Annotated in this window: 19 protein-coding genes; 8 read left to right on the top strand and 11 right to left on the bottom strand. The window is 60.8% G+C overall.

The window, feature by feature from the left end; all coding sequences use genetic code 11:
• Nucleotides 1-50: 50 nt before the first annotated feature.
• Together CVS27_RS08135 and CVS27_RS08130 are read left to right on the top strand one after the other, a co-directional pair.
• Nucleotides 51-1,031: a LacI family DNA-binding transcriptional regulator gene (locus CVS27_RS08135; RefSeq protein ID WP_207767477.1), complete on the top strand. Its 981-nt coding sequence runs from the start codon at nucleotides 51-53 to the stop codon at nucleotides 1,029-1,031.
• A 103-nt stretch (nucleotides 1,032-1,134) separates the two neighbouring features.
• Complete coding sequence (locus tag CVS27_RS08130; protein WP_103465231.1) at nucleotides 1,135-2,238, top strand: GTP pyrophosphokinase; 1,104 nt, start codon at nucleotides 1,135-1,137, stop codon at nucleotides 2,236-2,238.
• Nucleotides 2,239-2,693: 455 nt separating this feature from the next.
• On the opposite strand, the gene CVS27_RS08120 is transcribed toward CVS27_RS08130, so the two are convergent.
• The 3 genes from CVS27_RS08120 to CVS27_RS08110 all read right to left on the bottom strand — a co-directional run bounded on the left by CVS27_RS08120 (nucleotide 2,694) and on the right by CVS27_RS08110 (nucleotide 6,174).
• Nucleotides 2,694-3,362: a response regulator gene (locus CVS27_RS08120; RefSeq protein WP_103465229.1), complete on the bottom strand. Its 669-nt coding sequence runs from the start codon at nucleotides 3,360-3,362 to the stop codon at nucleotides 2,694-2,696.
• A gap of 421 nt (nucleotides 3,363-3,783) precedes the next feature.
• Nucleotides 3,784-5,004, bottom strand: coding sequence for a sensor histidine kinase (locus CVS27_RS08115; RefSeq protein ID WP_103465228.1), 1,221 nt, complete (start codon nucleotides 5,002-5,004; stop codon nucleotides 3,784-3,786).
• 150 nt (nucleotides 5,005-5,154) lie between these two features.
• A complete protein-coding gene (locus CVS27_RS08110; RefSeq protein WP_243399761.1) occupies nucleotides 5,155-6,174 on the bottom strand; it encodes a proline racemase family protein in 1,020 nt (339 codons plus the stop codon).
• 284 nt (nucleotides 6,175-6,458) lie between these two features.
• Here CVS27_RS08110 and CVS27_RS08105 point away from each other — a divergent pair, with 284 nt between their 5' ends.
• Together CVS27_RS08105 and CVS27_RS08100 are read left to right on the top strand one after the other, a co-directional pair.
• Entirely contained in the window at nucleotides 6,459-6,725 is a 267-nt protein-coding gene (locus CVS27_RS08105) for a hypothetical protein (protein ID WP_103465227.1), read from the top strand.
• Nucleotides 6,726-6,769: 44 nt separating this feature from the next.
• Nucleotides 6,770-7,927, top strand: coding sequence for a VanW family protein (locus CVS27_RS08100; protein WP_243400095.1), 1,158 nt, complete (start codon nucleotides 6,770-6,772; stop codon nucleotides 7,925-7,927).
• A gap of 19 nt (nucleotides 7,928-7,946) precedes the next feature.
• Here CVS27_RS08100 and CVS27_RS08095 read toward each other — a convergent pair whose 3' ends face one another.
• Entirely contained in the window at nucleotides 7,947-8,741 is a 795-nt protein-coding gene (locus CVS27_RS08095) for a substrate-binding domain-containing protein (RefSeq protein ID WP_103465225.1), read from the bottom strand.
• A 72-nt stretch (nucleotides 8,742-8,813) separates the two neighbouring features.
• Between CVS27_RS08095 and CVS27_RS08090 the strand changes: the two genes are divergently transcribed.
• Nucleotides 8,814-9,176 (top strand): DUF5997 family protein, encoded by a 363-nt coding sequence (locus CVS27_RS08090; protein ID WP_207767485.1) that lies wholly within the window; start codon nucleotides 8,814-8,816, stop codon nucleotides 9,174-9,176.
• Nucleotides 9,177-9,260: 84 nt separating this feature from the next.
• Here the strand turns inward: CVS27_RS08090 and CVS27_RS08085 are convergent, their stop codons facing one another.
• From CVS27_RS08085 to CVS27_RS08075, 3 genes are all read right to left on the bottom strand, one after another.
• Complete coding sequence (locus CVS27_RS08085; RefSeq protein WP_103465223.1) at nucleotides 9,261-10,793, bottom strand: APC family permease; 1,533 nt, start codon at nucleotides 10,791-10,793, stop codon at nucleotides 9,261-9,263.
• The gene (locus CVS27_RS08080; protein ID WP_103465222.1) at nucleotides 10,790-11,671 is read right to left on the bottom strand and encodes a universal stress protein; all 882 of its coding nucleotides are present in this window, start codon (nucleotides 11,669-11,671) and stop codon (nucleotides 10,790-10,792) included. Before CVS27_RS08080 ends, CVS27_RS08085 begins: the two co-directional genes overlap by 4 nt.
• A gap of 284 nt (nucleotides 11,672-11,955) precedes the next feature.
• Nucleotides 11,956-13,341 carry a flavin monoamine oxidase family protein gene (locus tag CVS27_RS08075; RefSeq protein WP_103465390.1) on the bottom strand — a complete coding sequence of 462 codons (1,386 nt, stop codon included), beginning with the start codon at nucleotides 13,339-13,341 and terminating at the stop codon, nucleotides 11,956-11,958.
• Nucleotides 13,342-13,491: 150 nt separating this feature from the next.
• Between CVS27_RS08075 and CVS27_RS08070 the strand changes: the two genes are divergently transcribed.
• Nucleotides 13,492-14,178, top strand: a complete 687-nt coding sequence (locus CVS27_RS08070) for a TetR/AcrR family transcriptional regulator (RefSeq protein WP_103465221.1) — start codon at nucleotides 13,492-13,494, stop codon at nucleotides 14,176-14,178.
• A 121-nt stretch (nucleotides 14,179-14,299) separates the two neighbouring features.
• Here the strand turns inward: CVS27_RS08070 and CVS27_RS08065 are convergent, their stop codons facing one another.
• Nucleotides 14,300-15,826, bottom strand: a complete 1,527-nt coding sequence (locus tag CVS27_RS08065) for a M20/M25/M40 family metallo-hydrolase (RefSeq protein ID WP_103465220.1) — start codon at nucleotides 15,824-15,826, stop codon at nucleotides 14,300-14,302.
• Between the two features lie 261 nt (nucleotides 15,827-16,087).
• On the opposite strand from CVS27_RS08065, the gene CVS27_RS08060 reads away from it, so the two are divergent.
• Complete coding sequence (locus tag CVS27_RS08060) at nucleotides 16,088-16,510, top strand: hypothetical protein (RefSeq protein ID WP_103465219.1); 423 nt, start codon at nucleotides 16,088-16,090, stop codon at nucleotides 16,508-16,510.
• A 199-nt stretch (nucleotides 16,511-16,709) separates the two neighbouring features.
• Complete coding sequence (locus CVS27_RS08055) at nucleotides 16,710-18,272, top strand: stealth family protein (protein ID WP_207767475.1); 1,563 nt, start codon at nucleotides 16,710-16,712, stop codon at nucleotides 18,270-18,272.
• 24 nt (nucleotides 18,273-18,296) lie between these two features.
• Here CVS27_RS08055 and CVS27_RS08050 read toward each other — a convergent pair whose 3' ends face one another.
• Genes CVS27_RS08050 through CVS27_RS08040 form a run of 3 tightly spaced genes read right to left on the bottom strand, consistent with a single transcriptional unit; the run spans nucleotide 18,297 to nucleotide 21,498 of the window.
• Nucleotides 18,297-18,551 carry a carbon storage regulator gene (locus CVS27_RS08050; protein ID WP_103465218.1) on the bottom strand — a complete coding sequence of 85 codons (255 nt, stop codon included), beginning with the start codon at nucleotides 18,549-18,551 and terminating at the stop codon, nucleotides 18,297-18,299.
• A gap of 36 nt (nucleotides 18,552-18,587) precedes the next feature.
• Nucleotides 18,588-19,508, bottom strand: a complete 921-nt coding sequence (locus tag CVS27_RS08045) for a hypothetical protein (RefSeq protein ID WP_103465217.1) — start codon at nucleotides 19,506-19,508, stop codon at nucleotides 18,588-18,590.
• Nucleotides 19,486-21,498, bottom strand: coding sequence for a flagellar biosynthesis protein FlhA (locus CVS27_RS08040; protein WP_243400105.1), 2,013 nt, complete (start codon nucleotides 21,496-21,498; stop codon nucleotides 19,486-19,488). Before CVS27_RS08040 ends, CVS27_RS08045 begins: the two co-directional genes overlap by 23 nt.
• Nucleotides 21,499-21,517: the final 19 nt, after the last annotated feature.

Raw genomic sequence — 21,517 nt, 5'->3', positions numbered from 1 at the left:
GGCAGACAGGTATGAGCATTTCGGCGTCGAGACCGCACAGTATTCGCGATGTGGCTTCAATTGCCGGCGTGTCACCCCAGACCGTGTCCCGGGTACTCAACAGCCACCACAGCGTGAAGCCCGCCACCCGGGAGCGTGTCCAGGAAGCCATCGATCAGCTCGGCTACCATCGCAACTACGCTGCACGCAGCCTCTCCACCGGCCGGACCCAAATCATTGGCCTTGTCATGTTCAACACCGATTCATACGCCCGCTCGATTGTGGTCAGCAGTATTGAACTGGCAGCCGCAGCGCTGGACCACTCGGTGATCACCTCCCCCATCAGCGCCATGGATGACCAAACCATTGAGGCGGCCGTGCAGAGCTTGGTGGACCGCGGCGCCGACGGCATCATTCTGGCCGTCCCCATGATCGACTCAAGCCCGGTAGTGTCCAAGATTGGCAACACCACCCCCATCGTCACCTTGGATGGGTCGCGCACCGAATCCAGCGAGCTGCTGGTTATAGACCAGGCACTGGTTGCCGAACTCGCAACACAGCATTTGCTGGACCTAGGGCACCAGACGGTGTGGCATTTGGCTGGCCCGCAAAACTGGATTGAAGCCATCGACCGCAGCCAGGGTTGGCGCTCCACCCTGGAGCGGGCCGGCAAGAGCGTCCCGCCTGAACTTAAGGGCGACTGGTCACCGGAGTCGGGCTATGCCAATGGGCTCATTGCGGCCCAAACCCCCGGCCTGACGGCCATTTTTGTCTCCAGCGACGAGATGGCCTTCGGTGTGATCCGCGCCATGCACGAGAGCGGCCGCCGCATCCCGGAGGATGTATCAATTGTCAGCGTGGACAATATTCCACTGGCAGAGTTCAGCTCCCCGTCGCTGACCACTGTGGCGCAGCCCTTCAAGAAGATTGGCCAGCTGGCTGTCCAACGGTTGCGGCACCGCCTGGCGAACTCCCAAGAACCCTTCCCGCCTTTTGCGTTGCTCCCGGAGCTGATCATTCGCAGCAGCACGGCCGCGCCACCGTCCAAGTAGCCGCACGCGGGCACTGGTGTCCACCAGCCCTTAAACCAATTTTTGCTTCATCTGCGGTGCTGCGACTGGCCTTGTCACCGCCGGGGCGTTTAGGCTCGAGACCATGGGTAGTAATTGGGATCGACTCGATGAATCGCTGCGGCCGGCCGTCAGCGCATCGGTGGCCGACTATGAGCGGACGCGGCCGGCATTGGAAAAGGTCACGGCTGAGATGGAAAGGCTTGTCCGTGACGTTTTAGCGGAGGCCGAAGACAAGCCGCTGTTTGTCACGAGCCGGACCAAATCCGTGGAATCGTTCCGCGAAAAGGCGTCCCGCATGGTGGCGGAGCCAGACACCGCCCCCACCTTGCAGTTCCCCGATCCGCTGCGGAACCTCACGGACATGATCGGCGTTCGCGTCATCACCACGCTTCCCGGGGAGAACGCCCAGGCGGCCAACCTGATCAAACGGCGCCGGAACATCTTTGACTGCCGCGGAGATACCGAGAAGGACATTGGCTCCATTGAGTCGGGCACTTACGGCTACTCCAGCCGGCACTTGATCCTGCGCACCATCCAAAATGATGTGGTGCGGGCCTACCAGGAGCTCCTTGACCCGGAAAACAAGCCCAATGGCAGCTACTTCTTCGAATGCCAGATCCGCACCATCTTTGCCCACGCGTGGAGCGAAATTGAACATGACATTCGCTTCAAGTCCCAGGACCCCCGCGCCTGGAGCCCGTACTTTGACAGGCAGTTCACCGCAACAGCTGCCATGTTGGAGACTGTTGAGTCAGCCTTTTCCGAACTCCATGACAGGTACGAAACCGTCACCAGCTACTGGGACGTTGACGGCGAGGGTAAGGTTTCGCTGACGCCCAACCGAATCAAGGCCGTCTGGCAGACCCTGTTGCCCCATGTTGACAGGAAGGCCGACGACGACTGGGGCTGGGCTGCCGAGCTGGTGGCCGCCCACGGCCTAAGCAAAACAGTGGACCTGGCTGCCCTGTTGCAGCCGCAGATCATCTCCAACGTCCGCAAGGCCCTGGACCACCGGTACTCGCCCGGCCCCGACAGGCTGCTCGATGATTTGCTCCTGTGGCAGTTTGGTGAAAGCCACATTGATCTAACCGCCGAGGAGTCTGGCACCGACCAGACCCCGCGCCGCGACAGCCTGGTACGCCGCCATCAACAAATGCAGCGCTACCGCAAGGCGCAAGGCTTCTAGGCGGGTTCCAGTGCGGTCCGCTTAAAAAAGTTCTGCGCTGGGCAACTTCCGTTGTCCAGCGCAGAACTTTTGTGAACTTGGCTTTAGGAGCCAGTTAGCACATGCGAAACCCGAATACGTTACACGGGATGAACCACATGCCATAGGTTGTGGCTACGTTTTCCGTCTGCACTGAGCTGACGGGGGCGGTGTCATTGGAGGTAGCCGTGTCTGCCTGGGCAGGGGACAACCCGGGAGCCAAGATAAGGCCTGCAGCGAGTACTGCGGCGACACCCACTGATGCAAAGGGAGATTTCATGAAAGAGCCTTTCAACTGAGTGTTATCGATCACCATTACATGGCTACTTTCCAGCATAGATGCCCCGGAAGGACAGGTATACACTCGGGACGGCCACAAACCCCTGTCCTTTTGGACAGTCTTTTTGCGTGCTCTCCGAAAGGTGCTGTCAGCTTTGCTACGCAACAACGCCTGTGCGAAGCGCCGTGATGACAAGCTGCAGACGGTCGCGGGCTTGGAACTTTCGACCCAAACGGACCAAGTGATACTTGACCGTGGACTCAGAAAGAAAGAGCGAGGCTGCAATTTCGCTGTTGCTGCGGCCTTCACAGAGCAACTTCAGCACGTCCTCTTCACGGTCTGAGAGCTCAACAAGCGACTCCGTGCGCGTGGCGGGCCGGCTCCTTCGAACATCTGCAACCAAGAGGTGGGTGACGGCAGGGTCAATGGGGCAGTCCCCCGCGTGAACCTCCCGGACGGCTGCCACAATGCGTTCCGGCTCGGCGTCCTTCACCACATAGCCGCTTGCCCCTGCGATGAGGGCCGCCTTGAGGTACACATCGGAAATATGACCGGTGACGACCAGTATCCGGATTTCGGGAATTTCCGCCACGATTTGGCGAATGGCCGCAATACCGTCCATGACGGGCATCTGGATATCGATGAGCATCACGTCCGGATGAAATTCGTGCGCCAGACGGACGGCATCAGCGCCGTTCTCGCCTTCTTCCAGGACCACCAAATCTGGAGCCTGGGATAGGTACGTCCGCAGCGCACCCCGGACAAATTTTTCGTCATCGACGATGACCACATTAATGGCCTCGGATGCTTCAACAATCACACTCATGCTGTCAGTCTACGTAACTTGGCTCATGCCGCAGGGCATCCAGTGCACTCTTGGCTTGACAAGACCGGGAGGTCGCCGGTCTTGGGCGATATTCCCAAGGATCAGCGGGTGAGCGATGGGAATGAGCCGGAAGGCCAGATGCCTCCGGACTTGGATCGCCCGTGTTGTGACGTGGCTACTGCTCCAAGCATGTTCAATGTGTTCATGACATTCTCCTAAAAATAAGGCGGGGCGTGTGCAACGCCTTCTAAAGGTGCCCGGAATTTATTGTTGTCTCCCGAACTCTTTCGACGTTACGCAAGGCGCACTTTAACTTTCAATGCCTCAAGGTCGGGTCTGCCCGAACGGACAGCCGAAAATGGGCTGTTCCGGCAAGGACTAGCCATTTGGCTTACTGTATGAAGGTTCCAGCGGCGTGCTGCTAGTGAAGCAGCTGCCGGCCCTTGATGGGGAGAACGGTGCGAACGCTCCACCACCCGTTTACCGGGCCAGCGTCGAGGGTTCCGCCGAGCCGTGAGGCGCGCTCCCGCAAGCCAATGAGACCCGTCCCCGAGATGGGCAGGCGCGGCTTGCCCGGCGTCATGCGGTTGCGAACAAGCAACTCAATGACGTCATCCTGCACGTCCACGGAAATATCGCATTCGCTGCTGCCGCCGGTGTGCTTGACCACGTTGGTGGCGCTTTCCTGCAGTATTCGCAGCACAGTGGATCGCAGCCCATTGGGTATCCGATCCAACTCCCCGGATGTCGTAACCCGGGTGGGGAAACCTAGGCTGTTGAGCTGTTTTTGGGATTCGGCGACGCTCTTCGCCAGGTCGATCGTGGCCGAACTGAGTGAGACGCTGGTTTCCGCCCCTGCCATCGCGGGAGCATCGTCGGCGCGCATGGTTTGTAGGAGCCGGCGAAGATCATCCAGGGAGCTTCTGGCCATGACACCAATCTCAGTCAGTGCATGATGCTGGGAGTCAGAGTCACTAGAGATCTTGCCAAGATTGGCTTGCACGGCAATCATTGTCAGCCCGTGGGTGACAACGTCATGAAGTTCCCTGGCCAGTTCCGTACGCTGCTCCAGGGCAGCTTTTGCGGCCGTTTCCTTCGCAGCCCTTTGGGCCTGCTCAGTTTGGATGGATTTTTCCCTCAACAACTTTACCGCCAGCCCCGGCGCTACGAGCAGCAAGGTGGCGGGGAGGTAGGCCCACAGGTTTGCCGGACCCAGCAGCGAAACGCCAAGTGTCCAAGCAAATTGCCACACGATGAAGCCACCAACAATGATTGCCAAGCCGCGGACGGAAACTCGATACGCGGCAACGGCGAGCGCTCCGAAGGCCAAGAGCAGTGCACCCCCGGGCTGGACTTGCGGGTACATGCTTGCCAGCAGCGCCAAAAAGGCGAAGGGGGTCAGCTGGGGCCTAAAGGCCAGCGAAATCCACAGCACCCAATACGCAACCGTGCCGGCAAGCCCCAACAAAGGAAAGTCCCCGGGGCTGTCAGACAGGAAAAAGAGCCGCAGGTCATCGAAAGCTGACACCGTGACAAAAAGAGCCAGGAGAAAACTGGCCCAGAATGGCAGGGGTGAAATGCCGATCTTGAAGAGGCCGCCATGGACAATGCCCTGCCACGCCCTACCCGTCCGCACACGCATCTTAGAACTGCCGTCTGGACGGTATCACGGCTGCTGCGTCCGGCTGCGGGGCGGGGTCAACGTACATGTCGCCATAGTATCCGCTGGGAACCCAAATGCGGCGCAACGGGCACTGGGCAAGGAAGTGCAGAGCGCCGCGGCTGCACCCCATCAGCGCAGCAGGAACCCCATGCCCAGCTCGTCGTCGGCGTCGAGGGTGAATTTGCCCTCCCCCACGGGGAACGCCCGCCCGCTGACCTCCACCACCAGGCCACCGCGTGGCCCAGCAACCCTGTCCACCACGCGGGCGGCAAAGCGCGAATCAATAATGGAGTAGTGCTCCAGCAATTCACCATCGGGCAATTGGCCCGCGTCGCTGAGCAATGCCACCCGGGCTGCCGTGCCAGACCCACTGGGTGATCTATCCACCTGGCCGTCGGCAAAAACGTTGACATTGCGCTGCCGCAGCCCGGCCCCGGAATGCGCCATGGGCTCATGGAAAATGGTGCCAAACACTCCCTCAATGCGTGAATCTGCCTGCTCGTCGAGGATGGCATGGTTGGCCAGCCCCGCGCGTACTTGGTGACCGGCAGCAACCACCTTGGCCAGGTTCGACGGCGTAACCTCAAGGCCCGCTGCGGCGGCAGGCAGGGAGGCGTACAGGGCGCCGCTCCAGGCGAGGTCCACACGCAGGTGCCCAAAGTCAGGTGTTTTGATCTCAACGTCCCGAGCCACCACGTAGGAGGGGACGTTGTGGAATGCTACCTGGGCCACTTTGCCGCCAACCATGCTCACACGAGCCGTGACGCGCCCCGAGGGGACGTCAATGACAACGTCCGTCTCGCCGTCGTCCGGGGCCCTGACAAGGCCACTGCGGACGGCCCAGGCGCCCAACGCCATGGTTCCGTGGCCGCAGGCGGTTGAGAATCCTTCGCGGTGCCAGAACAAGGCACCGAAATGGGCGCCTGCGTCATTGGGCGGCACCACAAATCCGCCGTACATTTCGGCATGTCCTCGGGGTTCGTTGACAAGTAATTGGCGGAGTTTGTTGGCATCGCCCGCCATGGCATTTTCGCGCCGTTCCGCGGCAGTGTTACCCGGGATGAGGAAGGGCAGCGTGGGCACAATCCTGAAGGGCTCCCCGGCCGCGTGATAGTCAAAGGTTTCTATTTCCCACAATGCCGCTTTCACGTCTTGGATCTCCTTTGAGCTGGCAACCCTTGGCTTTGGCCGGTTTTAGGCTTCTGCCGTCAATATGGCACGGCACATTTGGGCTGTCAATGATTGGTTGTCCACGCGGTGTTGCCGATGCGCCGGCTGGCAGGCGAGCATGGGCAGCCCTGCATGGGTAGCTCGCCCCATCGACGGCGTTGAGCGGGGTGGGATAGATTCGTGGTAATCGCTCAACCGGAACTTCCCGGCCACAGTGAAACAACTGCGGCACCGCCGCAAATTTCTAGCAAAGGATGTGCATCATGGCCGGAATGATTGGTAATGACCCCCAGGATATGGCGGAACTGGTTTCCAAGCTGTCAACTGCCGTTGATCAGATCACCCAGGCAATGTCCACCTTGGACGGCAAGGCCCAGTCGGTTCGCTGGGAAGGCCCCGACGCCACCCGTTTCAAGGGCACCCAGTGGCCCGCCTCCAAGAAGCAGCTGGCCCGGGTTATCGCCGAGCTGAACGACGTCAAGTCAATTGTGGCCAAGCAGAAGCAGCAGCAGCTCGACGCTTCCAAGTAGGTCTTGTTCCCGCCCTGTGGCTGGACAGCAACTAGCCCGCAGTAGTGGCTGAAAAACACCGCAAAAACGTGTTTATTCGACCACTACTGCGGGCTAGTTGTTTAAAGGCTATGAGCGGCGGCCCCGCTTTTGGGAAATGGCTGGGGAATGCATACAAAAACCCTAAAAGTTCATTTATGACATGGCTTGGGCGTGGGCTTCCTGTTCAAGGCGTCGTCAATATTAGGATTCTTGCTATTGGGTACGACTGGCGCACAAGGCCCCATTCGCTTCTGAATTGTTGGACTGCGTGGTCCGTCACCTCCAGAGATCTCAATCAAGAAAAGCATATCGGGGGGCAGTTCGGCGTGGGTCGGAAATTATTTGGGGAAATTTCACCGTTGACATATGCAATCGCTGTCAACCGGCAGATCATATTGCGCAAGATTCAAAACTTCCAAGCCGGGACCAAGTTCGCCACCAAGAAGGAGTACGGGGACCTGCCCGTCAGTGTTTACAAACACAACTCGCTGATTCGCCGCAAACTCGGCACAGTCGATTTGGCACTGCAGGAAAACAAGGCCATCAGTTTGGGCCTCGCAGCTCCGCATATTGACGGAGTGCTGATTGCTCCCGGCGAGACGTTCTCATTTTGGCAGCTGGTGGGGCGTTGCTCAGCCAAAAAGGGCTACCGTGTTGGTCTGACCATCAACCACAGCGGACCGGATTCCGGCATAGGTGGTGGTTTGTGCCAGTTCACAAACTTGCTGCATTGGATGGTGCTGCACAGCCCCTTGGACATTGTGGAACACCACCACCACGGTGAAATTGACTTGTTCCCTGACTTCAATCGGCAGATTCCCTTTGGTACGGGAACATCCATTGTGTACAACTACTTGGATTACCGGGTCAAGAATAATACCGACAATACTTTTCAGCTCCGCATTTGCGTGACTGAGGAGCATCTGCGCGGCGAATTGCGTGCAGCGCAGTCACTGCCGGTGAAATATCATGTCAAAGAGCAGGACGCCTATTTCCAAGAGGAAGCCGACGGCGAGGTGTACCGGCGCAACAAAGTGTACCGAAGCACCCGAGACAAGCGGACCGGCAATGAAACCGCGTACGAGCTTGTGGTTGAAAACAATGCCAAAGTCCTCTACGACCGCACGCTCATCAACACCCCGATTCGCGCGCTCGACGAAACCGAATCTGTCAGCACATAGTGAGTTTGCCTGGAAGCAACTAGCGGCGGCCCCGCTTTTGGGCCCTGGCCTTGCCGCCTGCCCGGCCCCCGCCGCGCAGGTTGGGGGCCGACTTGCTCTTGGCGACGTTGGTGCGCGCAGGAGTTTTGGTTGTTTTTGCGCCCTTTTTGGGCGCGGCATCCTGTTTTGCCTGAACCGATGGTTGGCGGGAGCTGTTGGCGCTGCGGCCGCGCACCACGCCAATGAATTCCTGGATGACTGCTTCGTCTTCTTCCGGCAGAGGGTGGAACGAATCGATCCAGGCCAGCCCAACGCTGGTCTCTTCAACGCCATGGACCAGCCTTGAGCGCAGGTTTTTGCGGCTGAAGTGGCGGGCTACGGACATCGGCAGGATCAGGATTCCCAACCCGGCCTCAACCAGGTCAAGGGCCTCTTCTAGGGAGGCTATCGGCGGCAGCGGCTTGCGCGTGCCGGCTGCAATTTCGCTGGAAATATCGCGCCACTGCGGGAAATCGTCCGGGTCCGCGAGTAGGTACTCATCAGCCAGGTCGGCAACGTCCAATTCCTCAAACGCGGAAATGGCATGGTCCTTGGGCGCCACCACAACATTGAGCTCGCTGTAGAGCGGAATGACATGGAGCCCGGTCTTGTCCACGGGCAGGCGCACGAACGCCATATCCACTTCGCCGGCGCGCACGGCGTCGAGTTGGTGGGTTTCTTGAACCGGCTGCGCTACCAGGGGCACGTCGGGCATGCGCTCCTGCCAGCGGTGGATCCACTTTCCAGGAGTCACACCCGGGACAAAGGTCACTGTAAGTTCGCGGGATTCAGACACCTATTTACCCTAGCGCACCGCGCACCCACCGGTACCCTTAGAGGTATGAGCATTAAACCTTCCCCCCAAGCCATGAAATCCGCCACGGCGGCCAAGAAGCTGGGCATCCACCTGCCCGCCGCCCCTGCGGAATTCCAAGAGAACGCGCTGAGCCGGGAGGAATTCAAGGTTTTGCAGGAGAACCCCCCGGAATGGTTGGCCGAACTGCGCCGCAATGGTCCGCACCCGCGTGCCGTCATGGCCCAGAAACTGAACATTTCCATTGGCGGCCTGAGCCGTTCCAGCATCACCGATGCCCTCACGACGGCGGAGATCACTGCCCTGCTGCAGGCTCCCCCTGCGTGGCTGGTTGAGGAACGTGCCGTGCATGCCAAGGCGCGCGCCGAGGCCCAGTTGGCGAAAGAGCGCGAAGCCGCCCGCCGCCCCCAGAGCTAGGCCCGCCTTTACAACTGACCCGCAGAAAACGGCGAAAAACACGGTAAAACCGTGAATTTTCGCCGTTTTCTGCGGGTCAGTTGTTTAAGGGTTGTAGGTCTGGCTGGCCCGGCTGAGGACCTGGCCCTTGAAGAAGGCCGGGTTGCGCAGGTACATGAAGAACATCAGCACAGCACCCAACAGGATCACGCCGGCGCCAAGGATGAAGACCAGACCCAGTCCGGCAATGTTTGAGCCGGAACCGTAGTCAGGGTCCATGGAGTCGTAGGCCGTCTTGAAGAACATGACCAGCAGGATGACTCCACCCACCAAGGGTGCCAGGAACTTGAAGAAGAAGTTCCGCGCCCCACGGAAGGCCTCTGCCCGGAAGTACCAAACACACGCCAAGGCGGTAATGCCGTAGTAGAAGCAGATCATCATGCCCAAGGCGGTGATGGTGTCCCACAGTGCATTCTCTGAAAGTGTGCGGGTAATCACGTAGAACGCCGCGGCAGCAATGGCAGCCGCGATGGTGGCATAGCTGGGTGACTTGTGCGTGGGGCTGATCTTGCTGAAACTCTTGGGCAGTGCCTGGTAGTGGCCCATGGAGAGCAGAGTCCGCGCCGGTGACACGAACGTTGACTGCAAGGACGCCGCCGAGGAACTCAGGATGGCCAGCGACATCAAAATCGCGAACGGACCCATGACAGGCCCTGCCAGTACCGCAAAGATACTGCCCTGGTTGTCAGGGTTTCCGGCACCCAAACCCTCGGTCCCAATGCCGGCAAACGCCAGTGTGGCGAGGGAAACTGTCATGTAGATGACCATGATGACAATGACTGTTGCCGTAGCTGCCCGGCCCGGTGTCTTTTTCGGGTTCTTGGTTTCCTCGTTCATGGTCAGGGTGACATCCCAGCCCCAGAAAATGAAGATGGACAGCGACACACCGGCAGCAAATTGTGAGAACGACTCCACTGCGAAGGGGTTGAACCAGTCGGCCGTAATGGCAGTGGCATCAAAAGCCGTGCCGTTGGCCACGTGGGCGAAGGCGGCTATGGCGAACCAGCCCAGTACGAGCAGCTGGAACGCGACCAAAACGTATTGGAACGTCTTGGTGGTCTCCATCCCGCGGTAGGAAATCCAGCAGGCACCGGCAATGAACACCAAGGTGGTGACGATGTTCAACGGCAGCACGGTTGTCAGGTCGGCCAGCGAATCATTGGAAAAGATCTGCGCCAGCATCAAGTAGAAGAAGTCCACCGCGACGGCCGCCAGGTTGGAAAGCACAATGATGGTGGCGGCGATCAAGCCCCAACCACCCATCCAGCCTATCCACGGACCAAACGCTCGCGATGCCCAGGTGAAGGAGGTGCCGGCGTCGGGCATGGCATTGTTCAGTTCCCTGTAGCCCAGGGCTACCAGCAGCATGGGGATGAAGCCCACCAGGAAAATGGCCGGCAGGTGTACGCCCACCTCGGACACCGTGGGGCCCAGCGCCGCTGTGAGCGTATACGCCGGGGCGATGCAGGAAATGCCGATGACGACGGCGCCAATCAGGCCCACCGACCCAGCCTTCAGGCCCTTTTCGCTCAATCCGTGATCGCCGGGGGCGTTTCTGACAGTTTCTTTGGCACTCATGCCGTCACCTCATCGCTTGTGAATTCAAAGTCGCGCGGGACCACAATCATGGGCACCGGCAAGGCGCGCAAAATCCGGTTGGCCGTGGCGCCGAGAAAGATGGATTTTGTCTGGGCCAGGCGGCTGGAACCGATCATCAGCAGTTCCCCGTCCTGCCAGTCCAGACGGTCGACGGCGTCCTCAATGGTTCGCCCACTGCCAACCACGACGTCGATCTCGACTTTGTCTAAGGCGCTGACGTCGAGTGCCTGGCTGGCTTCGGCAACGCCGCGCAGGTGCTCCATGGCGTCCTCGACGGTGGTGCCGGCGTCGTCGTTGCCGAGAGCCACCAGCGAGACCAGGCGCAGTGGCAGGCAGCGTCGCCTGGCCATGGCGATGCTGGCAGCCAACACCTGGCCGGCGCCTTCCCGGGTGCCCAGTGCACAAGTCAGCCGCGTAATGGGCTCCGTGCGGCTGTATCCCGACGGCGCAAGGACCACCGGAACCGTTGAGGCGTGCAGCAGTGCACCTGCCACCGAGCCGACGCTGAAGCGCTTGAACAACCCGGTGGCGCTGGCACCAATCACCAAAAGTGACGCCCCCAGGTCGTCGGCTGCAGCAATCAACGCCTCGGCCTCCGACTCGCCGCGCCGGATGTGGGCGCTTGAGGGGACGTCCGCGGGGATCAGGGCCAGGCCCTCGTCGATCCACTGCGACACCTGCGCAGCCAGGATGCTCTCAAATCCTGCCACCGGCGGATACACCCCGTTGTAGGGCGAATCCTCCGGCATGACCATCACCAGATCCAGGGAAGCACCCTGCCGGCGAGCCAAGGCCACAGCCAAGTTAACGGCATCGCCGCCACGTGCATTGGCCGTATATCCAACTACGTACCGCATAGGGTCCTCCTAAAGGACGTTAGTGTCATGAACTGCTCAAGTGAATCCGCCAAAAGCTGTGGGCAGCCCCGGCTAATCCGTGGGCCGTCGGCCAGACCGCGGAGCCGACATTTTTTGTAGGCGACGTGAAGGAGACGCCAAAGGCCGCCCGCGGCCGACGCGTCGGATAGTCCCCAGGCGCTCCCACTGCTCGCAAGCTCGCAGCGGGGCCCTCGCGCCCGTGGGCCCCGCCGGAAAATGCCGGGCCGGGGGGGGGGGGGGGGCTGGCACGGCAGGGCTGGTGGCTATTCCAGGTCTGCGATCAGCTTTTTGGCGGTGAACTGGCCCATGCGGACTGCGCCGTCTACGTGCTGGTAGCCTTCGGCGGCGAGGTCGGAGCAGGACCAGTGGATGGGACCAACGGGGGTGAGCTGGTCCGGGCCATAGCGGTGCAGTCCGCCCAGGTCGTAGCTGGAGGCGTAGGCGCCTCGCGTCCACTCCTCGGAGCCCCAGTCGGATTCGTAGTAGACAACGGGCTCGGCGGCTGCGTCGCCGAGGAATTCGGCCAGGGATGCCGTGATTTCTTTTTTGCGCTGTTCGGCGGTGAGGGTGAACGCGTAGTCGGCCTTTTCATCGGAGACAAAACCGACCAGTGTGCCGCGGGGGTCCTCGTGGTTGGTGTTGTCGTACACCTCTTGGACCAGTGAGGAGGCGCTGAAGCCGGTGCCTGAGAGGCCGTCTTCACGCCAGAACGGGGTGTCGTAGACGGCGTGGACCTTGATGACCAGACCCAGAGACTGGTGCTGGTGCATCTGGTGCTGGCGGCGCGGCAGTGGGGGGTCAAAGGAGACGCGGCTGTAAAGGTTCGGCGGAACGGCCATGACCACACGCTTAGCGGTGACGGTGGCGCCGTCGGAAACAACAGTGACGCGGTACTCGCCGTCAACCTCGCTCCAGCGCACGGTACGGGCGGCGGAATTGAGGATGACGTCCGCCCCCAGACCGGCCGCCATTTTCAGCGAAACTCCCTGCATGCCACCCACCACGCGCTTGTCGAGGATGAAGTTGTCGTCCACCAGGTTGGAGAAGGAGCCTGCCGAGGCGGCCATGAACACTGCCTGCAGTGCGGAGAAGGCATGTGCGGGCTTGGTGAGCATGCCGCCGGCGATGAACAGGCCGATGTTGTTGCAGGCTTCCTCGTCGCTGGATTGGGTGCGCAGCCAGTGGTGGAAGGAGATGGTGTCCAGTGCACGGGCCTGCGGGTGGTCCCACGGCTTTTCCGGGTCCATGAGTGCGGACAGGGAGTCGAGGGTGTCGATGAGCTGATTCATGGCCGCTTCGGTTTCGGCCGATACGGGGAACATCTCGCCGGTGTAGCGGGTGCGGGTGCCGTCGGGGGCCACGTAGACGCTGTCGCCGTCGCGGTAGCGCGAGTACGTGTCCAGGCCCAGTTCATTGAGCAGGCCAATCAGCGCCGTCTGGTCGGGCGAGACCCACTGGCCGCCAATTTCCAGCCACGCGCCGTCAATGGTGTTGGACCAGGTGCGGCCACCCACCCTGTCACGGGCCTCGAGAACGGCGACACTCAGGCCGGCCTTCCTCAGCTCATGGGCCGCCGTCAATCCTGACGGTCCGGCACCAATGATGACCACATCGCGCTCAATAGTCACTGGGTTTACTTCCGCTGCCATGTTTCCCTCTCCTGCGAAGCCGTCGGTGATGCGCTTCACTAAATGAATGATGTTCATTTAGAATAGACTGTAACGGACGTCACCACCTGAGGTAAAGGGCTGGGCTGAAAAATTTAGGCCCCGGTGGCGCCAAGGAGGAGAGTGGGGCAAATGGAGCCAGCGCAACGAGCAGTTCAGGAACGACGCCGGGCAGGTCGCCCATCGCAGGCAGTGCTCAGTTCCGCACGGATCACCAAGGCGGCGCTCAAGCTGGTTAGCCACTCCGGCTACAAGGGCCTGACCATGGCCGCCCTGGCTAAGTCTCTCAATGTGGCACCGTCGGCCCTGTACAACCATGTGCACTCCAAGCAGGATGTGCTGCTGCTGGTGGAGGACCACTTGATGGGCCGGGTGGACGTTTCCGCCTTCACGGACCGGCCATGGGTGGAGGCCGTAAGTATTTGGGCGCACTCCTACCGGAATGTTTTTGCCGCGCACCTGCCCCTGATCCCCGTTATTGCGCTGCTGCCGGTGACCAACGCACCCAAAACCATCACCATGTACGAGGCTGTCACCAACGGCTTCTTGGCGGCCGGCTGGCCTCCCTCAGCCATCATCGACGCCATCGTGGCCCTTGAATCCTTCATCTACGGCTCGGCCTATGACGCCAACGCGCCGGGAAATATTTTCGACACCGGGACCATGGCACCGGCGGTACCCAACTTCAGCGCCGCCGTCGCCCGCCGGGGACTGAAGTCCGCAGAAACTGCCGGCGCAACTGCTCGCAATGACGCCGATGCCGCTTTTGAACTGGGGCTTGCGGCAATGGTTGCGGGTCTTGCAGCAACCTTGACGTAACGGCCAAGCTCGTAACGGACAAGCTCTTAACGGACAAGGGCCCGGCCCGCCGCATCAGCGGCAGACCGGACCCTTGCCCAGTGTTCGTGGTGCAGTTCGGTTCAGTGCAGTTCGGTACTACTTAGCGAACCAGCCCGCTGCCCCAGTACTCGAAGCTGTCCTTGGAGATCTCGGGGCGTGCGGCCCTTCTGCTGCCATCTTCGAAGAACCCGGACTTGCTGGTGGCCAGGGTCATCACGGCATGCGCCGCGGCGTCACCGAGCTCGTTCAGCGCCGCCGTGCTCAGATTGTTCACATCGTCACAGGCTTGGTGATAGCACGCGTCATAGGGAGCGCCGGCAGTTCCGCCATAGATGGTGGCCTCCTCGGCTGTCTTGAGGTCTTCGGCCCCACTAAAGAGTCCACCGGCAGGAATTCCTGCGGCAATGAACGGTCCATAGTCGGATCGGCCGTCAAAAGTCGTCGGGGCACTTGCCAGGCCCTGCGTTGCGAAGTAGTCGTTGAAGACTGATTCGATCTGGGCTGACCCGGGAGGGCCTGCCACGCCATCGGTGGAACCATCGCCGTCATAGACGAATCGCACGTAGTTGGTTGAACCGAGCATGTCGAAATTCAGATTCGCGTAAATGGTTGACAACTGCTCGTCAGTGAGGCTGTCCACGTAGTGTGTGGAACCCAGCAAGCCGGACTCCTCAGCACCCCAGAAGGCGAAACGGACTTGCTGGCGTGGCTTGATTTTCAAGTTCTGCATCTGGATGGCAGTCTCGAGAATCACGCTCGTGCCGCTGCCGTTGTCGTTGATTCCGGCACCCTCGAGCACTGAATCCAGATGAGCGCCCACCACCACTGTTTTGGCGGGGTCGCCCTTGGGGGAATCGGCGATGATGTTGGTGGTGGTGCGGGTTTCATTGATAATCTCGGTGCTGACAGCAACGCTTGTTGCCCCCGCCACGGTGGCGTTGTACAGCGCCACTCCGTCCGCGTAGCTGATGCCAACCACGGGTATGGCTGCCGGGTCTCCAAGTGTGCCGGTCAGAAGGTCCGTCCGGCCGGGGTTGCCCTCGTTGAAGAGCACTGCCGCGTCGTATCCGGCAGCAACCGCGTTGGCCACCTTGACGGCGAAGGTGCAGGTGCCGCGCTGGATGAGCGCCACCTGGGGCACGGTTGCAGAAGCGGGGACAAAGTCCGCCACGGCACACCCGGAGGCTGAACTGGGTTCCGGGGTTGCCGGAACCACCACGTTGAGGGTGACAACCAGCGTGCCGGTCACTGCTCCACTGCCCGAGTACTGCATGGATTCCGTCTCGTAGGGGATCGACGACGGCGAGACCTGGCTAAGGGTGGTCGGGGTGACTTCCTGATAGAAAGGAAACTCAAAAGCCTGCTCGGTGACCTTGTAGCCGGCCTTCTTCAACTCCTTCTTGACGTAGTCGGCCGAAGCAGCATAGCCGGCCGTCCCCGAGGCTCGCGTTCCGCCATTGTTGTTGGCAATTCGCTGCAACACGCGTTCGTGTGCCAGGATTCCGCTCACCGTTACCGACTTGCGCAATTTGTTGGTGTTGACGTCATCCACGGCAGACGCGGCCGTTACTGGAACCAACATGGCCGCAACGACCACCCCGGCTACCAGCAGTGCTCTTGTTCTCATGACTTCTCCTTTGATTTGCTCCCAAAATAGGAGCCATTCCACCCTGATGAGGTTTCCTCATGCCGCACGATCCCGGAAGTGCCGTTATCAATTCGTGACCTTAAAGGTCTGAGAATCGCCGCAAAACTGTCCAAATGGCTAAGTCTGCACCGTGCAGGACTTCGGTGATGCCCTGTCGTCCGACGCCGGGCACTAGCCACGGCCGGAATGGAACCCTAGGCTGAATCCCAGAGAAGCCACTTGAGTTCACAGGAGAAAATTATGGGAATCAGCATCAGCAACCTCGCCCTTCGGATAGTCTCCGGGGCATTCATTCTCAATACCGGGATTGGCAAGCTCAACCTCACCCCGGAGCAGGCAGCCGGCTTGAAAAGTTCGGCACAACGGGTCATCCCCCAGGTGGGGTCCTTGGAAGCTGAAAAATTCGGGCACTACTTAAGCTTCTATGAAATCGCTCTGGGTGCATTTGTATTGACACCCCTAGTTCCGAGCCGGCTGGCAGGCTTGGCTCTGGGCGCATTTTCGGCGGGCCTGGTGGCGACGTATTTGAAGACTCCGGGCCTGACCGAGCCGGACAGCATCCGCCCAACCCCGGCCGGAACCGCCATGGCCAAGGATTTTTGGCTGGCTGGCATTGCCGTTGCCCTGATTTTTCACCGCAAACGTCCCGCACGGATCGGCTAAGCGCAAGGGCACCGGAAACGCGGGCAGGGCTGAGCGGCTCGGCGCTGGCGACACGCCCCTGTGCTGGAAAACCGGCCGCCCTGGCCCAACACTTTGACCCGGTGCTGTGTCCCGTTTGGGCCACGTTCGGGCGCTGTAAGCTCACTGCAGGGCCAACATCAGCTGCCTGCCCGACCGCCCTGCTACGGAGGACACTGCCATGCCCCGCACACCCGGCGCCCATGCTTCGGCACCCTTGACTCCACGCATGGCAGCCATTGCGGAACGGGCCGACGTGGTGCCCCACCGTGGACGGCTGGCATTGCTCAACAGCGCTGACGCCACGGACGCCCTCACGCCGCGCGAAGCCATGGTGAGCGACCTGCTGGCCGTGCGGAACGTTTTGGATACATACGCCATCGAGTATTTGCTGGTGCGCGGCAACGATCAGCGACCGGTGCTGGCCATCGACGCATCCATGCGGGACGCCTTGGCGCGGGCCTTGGCCGCATCCTTCGCCAACGAGCCTTTCTACGCCCGCAGCGTTGACACCAGCAAGTCCACCCTCCTGCTCGCTGAGGGAGCTCTGGGACGCTCCGCAAAAACACGGATCTTTAGACTTTTTAGGCCGCGGCTCGAACCGCGCGGCGGGTTGTACTATGGCGCAGCGTGGGGAGTCCAGATAGAACTGTGGGCGTTCTCCCCCACCCGCATAGAACTGCCCCAGGAGAACTCGATATCCCGGCGTAGCCTTGATCCGCGCGAGGCCCGGCGCAGCACCGTGGAACTTTATGGGCAGAGCTGGCCAACCATTGAGAACATGTTCATTGACCACGTTTTTGACGTCCGCTTTGAGATAGACATGGTGTTTTCCTGGGTCGATGGCAGCGACCCCGCCTATCAGTCCGCCCGCCGCGCGTTGGAAGCAACAGCTCTCCTGGGTGAAGGCGATGACCACGAATCCAGGTTCCGCCATGTTGACGAGCTCAAATACGCCTTGCGTTCTGTGCATATGTTTGCCCCATGGATCAGGCGCATCTTCATTGCCACCGACTCCCCCGCCCCGGAGTGGCTGGCCGCCCATCCCAAAGTGACACTTGTCCGCAGCCAGGAGCACTTTGCCGATCCTACGGTGCTGCCAACGCACAATTCCATGGCAGTGGAATCCCAGCTCCACCATATAGACGGGCTGAGCGAACACTTCTTATATTCCAATGACGACATGTTCTTTGGCCGCCCCCTGTCACCCGAGCTGTTCTTCACGGCAGGCGGGATTACCCGCTTCATGCTCTCCCCCAACCGCATCGGGCTTGGCGAAAGCGACGCCGAAAGGAGCGGTTTCGAGAACTCCGCCCGGGTGAATCGCCGCCTTCTGTGGGACCGCTTTGGCACCTTCACCACCCACCATCTTGAGCACAGTGCGGCACCATTGCGCCGCTCGGTGCTTGCTGAGCTGGAGCAGGAGTTTGCTGGGGAGTTTGCCGCCACCGCCGCGAGCACCTTCCGAGCAGCAGAAAATATTTCGGTCACAAATTCCCTGTACCACTATTACGCCCTGCTGACAGGTCGCGCCGTCATGCAGTCCGACGGCGAGGGCATCTACGTTGACACCGCCAGCAAGGCAGGCTTGTTCTCACTTGGCCACGTCTTGGCGAGGCGCCGGGCCGATTTCCTCTGTCTCAACGACGGCAGCTCCGGTGATGCAACGCCAGCCGAACGCCGCGAACTGGTCACCGACTTTTTGGACAAGTACTTTCCTTTTAAGGCCCCTTGGGAAAAGTAGTGCAAAAACTGGACAGTTGCCAGGCTAGGACCCAGCGAGCCCCAATGCCGCCAGAATCAGTTGCTCGGAGGTCTCCGCGGCGGGGCCTGTTGATTCTTTAACCGCTGCCAGATTGCTGGCCGAGACAGCATCCACCACCTCGCTTCTGTGGATGCTGACTTCTCGTGGCGCGTCAATGCCTATGCGCACCCCTTCGCCGCGGCCGCCGTCGAGTATTGTCAGAGTTATATTTCCGCCGATGACGATCTTCTCGCCAATCTTGCGTGTCAATACCAGCATGCAGTTCCTTCCATGGATGTGCAGATGGGGTAATTACTAAAGTTCACTTGATGTTGCCGGGCGTCCATCTACCCAACCAACCGGCACCTTGAGTGCGTTGACGCTCTCAGGGGTCGCCGTGTCAGTTGCCCCAAGAACTGCCAACGCATCAGGGACCGAATACCGGCACGCCCGCCGAACCCAGGACTGGGTATCGTCGGGCTTGTGGGCCGCATCCACCACCAACCAAAGCTGCTTGGGCCGCAACGACGCCAGCATTGATAGGTTGGAGGATCCGCGCTGTCCAAAGCTAAATGCTATCAACAGTGGCTTCCCGTCCCCCAAAGCCATGGCCTGCGCCTTCTTCACCTCAATACTGTCAAGGAAGACGTGGCTGAGACCGTTGGACCGGTAATCGCCGGCGGTCAGCAGTTCTGCCCCGTTCTGAAGATGACTGAGCATGCTCCACGCAGTATTCAGTGGCTGGTCGCGCAACCCCACCAGCACAATCAAGTCCCCGGGCATGGTTGAGGGCCGTGGAATGGCCATTTCCCCGTGGCCAGGAGCCACCCCCTGAGAGTCTGTGTCTGGTCCGTGCGCCTCGTCCGCGGCAATTTTTCGCAGGACCACGTCAAAATCTGGTTTGATCTCCATGACCCCGTCGGACCCGGATGGCCGGGCGTCGTCGGCCCTGTCAGCCTCGGCCAACAAATCGCTCAGGCTGCGCCTCGGGATGGCACCACGGCGGGTGGGTGCAGCGCTGCGGAGTCCTCTCTTTTCACCGGACGCTGTGTGTGATGCAGGGTCCGTGTCCACCTCGACCACCACTTCAAAGGAAGTCGTGGCACCGATGCCGAACAGCCCTCCCGTCTGGATCCGTTCGGCACGAACGATGCGGGCAGCCGCCCCATATTTTTCAAAGAGCTGCCAGCGCAGACTCTCCAGGCTGTGGCCCCTAAGCTGAAATTGAGTGGGCACTGCGTACTACTCCTACTGTTTCGATGATGGGGTTCCCGGCTGTCGCCTCCGTATAGGAAAGCACCGGCAGTCCCTTGACGCGCCCGGATACGAGCCGCCAAATGGCTGGGCGCAGCGCAGGGGCACAAACTAGAACGGGGCTGCGTCCTGACGCTTCAGCGTCCGCGAACAAGTCCGTGACGGAGGTCAGGAACCCTTCCACGCGGCTTGGGTCAACCACAATTTGGGTGCCTAGTTCGGAGGGGCGAAGACCTTCCAAGAGTGATTGCTCCAGTGTCGGATCGATCATCAACACCGTCAAAGCACCGTTTTCAAGGTACTTGTCCGCCACCACGGGGCCAAGCGCTGTCCGGCCAGCCTCGACAAGGCCTTCGGCATCAGTGCTCTTCTTGGCCTGCAGTGACAAGGACTCGTAAATTCTGGGGAGATCGTTGATCGGCACCTGCTCCGAGAGCAGCCCCTGCAGCACGCTTTGCACCTCGCCCAGGGACATGAGCCCGGGGATCAGCTCCTCAACAGTGGACGGTGAGGTCTCCTTGACTCCCTCCGTCAGCACCCGGACATCCTCGCGGCTCAGCAGCCTGGCGGCATTCGCCGTGACCACCGAGGACAGGTGCGTGACCAGCACCGAAACCCTGTCCACCACTGTGGCTCCGGCCATTTCCGCGCTGTGCCGCATCTCCGCCGGCACCCATTTTCCGGCCAGCCCAAAGACCGGCTCCACAGTGGGTGTGCCCGGCAAAGAGGACAGGTTCTCCCCCAATGCCAGGACCCGTCCGGCAGGCGCCGTGCCACGCCCCGCCTCCACACCGGCGATGCGGATGACATAGGTGGACAGCGGCAGTTCAACGTGGTCCCTGGTGCGAACCGGCGGAACCACGATGCCCAGCTCCATGGCCACCTTGTGCCGGAGTGCACGAATGCGTGCCAGCAGGTCATCGGCGGAGCCGTTGACCAGGTCCACCAAGTCGGTGGCGAGCTGGATTTCCAGGGGCTGGACACGCATTTGTTCAATGATGTCCTCGGTGGTTTCGGCCCGCTGGGCTGATGGCATGGCATCCAGGGCGGCCGTCTTGGCCGCGGCTGTTTCGGCGGCCTTGACCCGCTGCCCCATAAACAGCAGCAGGGCGCCAACACCCAGGAACAAGAACACGGGCATGCCGGGAATGACTGCCATGATGATGGCCGCGATGCCAGCCACCATCAGGGCCGGGCGCGACTGGGTCAGCTGCACGGCCGCCGTCGTGCCCAAATCGGAGGAGGCATTGGAGCGGGTGACAATCATGCCTGTTGCAACGGCCATGAGCAGTGCCGGAATTTGCGAGACCAGCCCGTCGCCCATGGACAGCAGCGAGTAGGTGTGGACGGCGTCGGCAAGGTCCATGCCGCGCTGAATCATGCCGATGGCAATGCCGCCAATGAGGTTGATGATAATGATGATGATGCCCACAATGGCGTCGCCCTTGACGAACTTGGAGGCACCGTCCATGGCGCCGTAGAAGTCGGCCTCGGCGGACACCTCCACACGGCGTTCCTTCGCCTCGGCGTCGGTGATGAGCCCCGAGTTCAAATCGGCGTCAATGGCCATCTGCTTGCCTGGCATGGCGTCAAGGGTGAAGCGGGCCCCAACCTCTGCAACCCGCTCGGCACCCTTGGTGACCACCACAAACTGGATGACAACAAGGATCAGGAAGATCACGGCACCGATGATCAGGTTTCCCCCCACAGTCACCTCACCGAAAGCCTGAATGACTTGACCGGCATGCGCCTGGCCCAGCACCAAACGGGTGGAGGCCACGTTCAGCCCCAGCCGGAACAACGTGGCCACCAGCAGCAGTGACGGGAACACGGAGAAGTCCAGCGGCTTCTTCACAAACATGGTGTTCATGAGCACCAACAGAGCAAACACGATGTTGATGATGATCAGGATGTCCAGCAACAGTGTTGGGATGGGCACTACAAGGAGCAGCACAATGCCGACCACGCCCATGGGGATGGCCAATGCGGAC

Source organism: Arthrobacter glacialis (assembly GCF_002909445.1).
Classification (GTDB): domain Bacteria; phylum Actinomycetota; class Actinomycetes; order Actinomycetales; family Micrococcaceae; genus Specibacter; species Specibacter glacialis.
This window is presented reverse-complemented; position numbering and strand designations above follow the sequence as displayed.

Coding starts and splice junctions, on each gene's coding strand:
- CVS27_RS08130 (WP_103465231.1), top strand. CDS start 1,135: ATGGGTAGTAATTGGGATCGACTCGATGAATCGCTGCGGCCGGCCGTC.
- CVS27_RS08120 (WP_103465229.1), bottom strand. CDS start 3,362: ATGAGTGTGATTGTTGAAGCATCCGAGGCCATTAATGTGGTCATCGTC.
- CVS27_RS08115 (WP_103465228.1), bottom strand. CDS start 5,004: ATGCGTGTGCGGACGGGTAGGGCGTGGCAGGGCATTGTCCATGGCGGC.
- CVS27_RS08105 (WP_103465227.1), top strand. CDS start 6,459: ATGGCCGGAATGATTGGTAATGACCCCCAGGATATGGCGGAACTGGTT.
- CVS27_RS08090 (WP_207767485.1), top strand. CDS start 8,814: ATGAAATCCGCCACGGCGGCCAAGAAGCTGGGCATCCACCTGCCCGCC.
- CVS27_RS08085 (WP_103465223.1), bottom strand. CDS start 10,793: ATGAGTGCCAAAGAAACTGTCAGAAACGCCCCCGGCGATCACGGATTG.
- CVS27_RS08080 (WP_103465222.1), bottom strand. CDS start 11,671: ATGCGGTACGTAGTTGGATATACGGCCAATGCACGTGGCGGCGATGCC.
- CVS27_RS08075 (WP_103465390.1), bottom strand. CDS start 13,341: ATGGCAGCGGAAGTAAACCCAGTGACTATTGAGCGCGATGTGGTCATC.
- CVS27_RS08070 (WP_103465221.1), top strand. CDS start 13,492: ATGGAGCCAGCGCAACGAGCAGTTCAGGAACGACGCCGGGCAGGTCGC.
- CVS27_RS08065 (WP_103465220.1), bottom strand. CDS start 15,826: ATGAGAACAAGAGCACTGCTGGTAGCCGGGGTGGTCGTTGCGGCCATG.
- CVS27_RS08060 (WP_103465219.1), top strand. CDS start 16,088: ATGGGAATCAGCATCAGCAACCTCGCCCTTCGGATAGTCTCCGGGGCA.
- CVS27_RS08055 (WP_207767475.1), top strand. CDS start 16,710: ATGCCCCGCACACCCGGCGCCCATGCTTCGGCACCCTTGACTCCACGC.
- CVS27_RS08050 (WP_103465218.1), bottom strand. CDS start 18,551: ATGCTGGTATTGACACGCAAGATTGGCGAGAAGATCGTCATCGGCGGA.
- CVS27_RS08040 (WP_243400105.1), bottom strand. CDS start 21,498: ATGGGCGTGGTCGGCATTGTGCTGCTCCTTGTAGTGCCCATCCCAACA.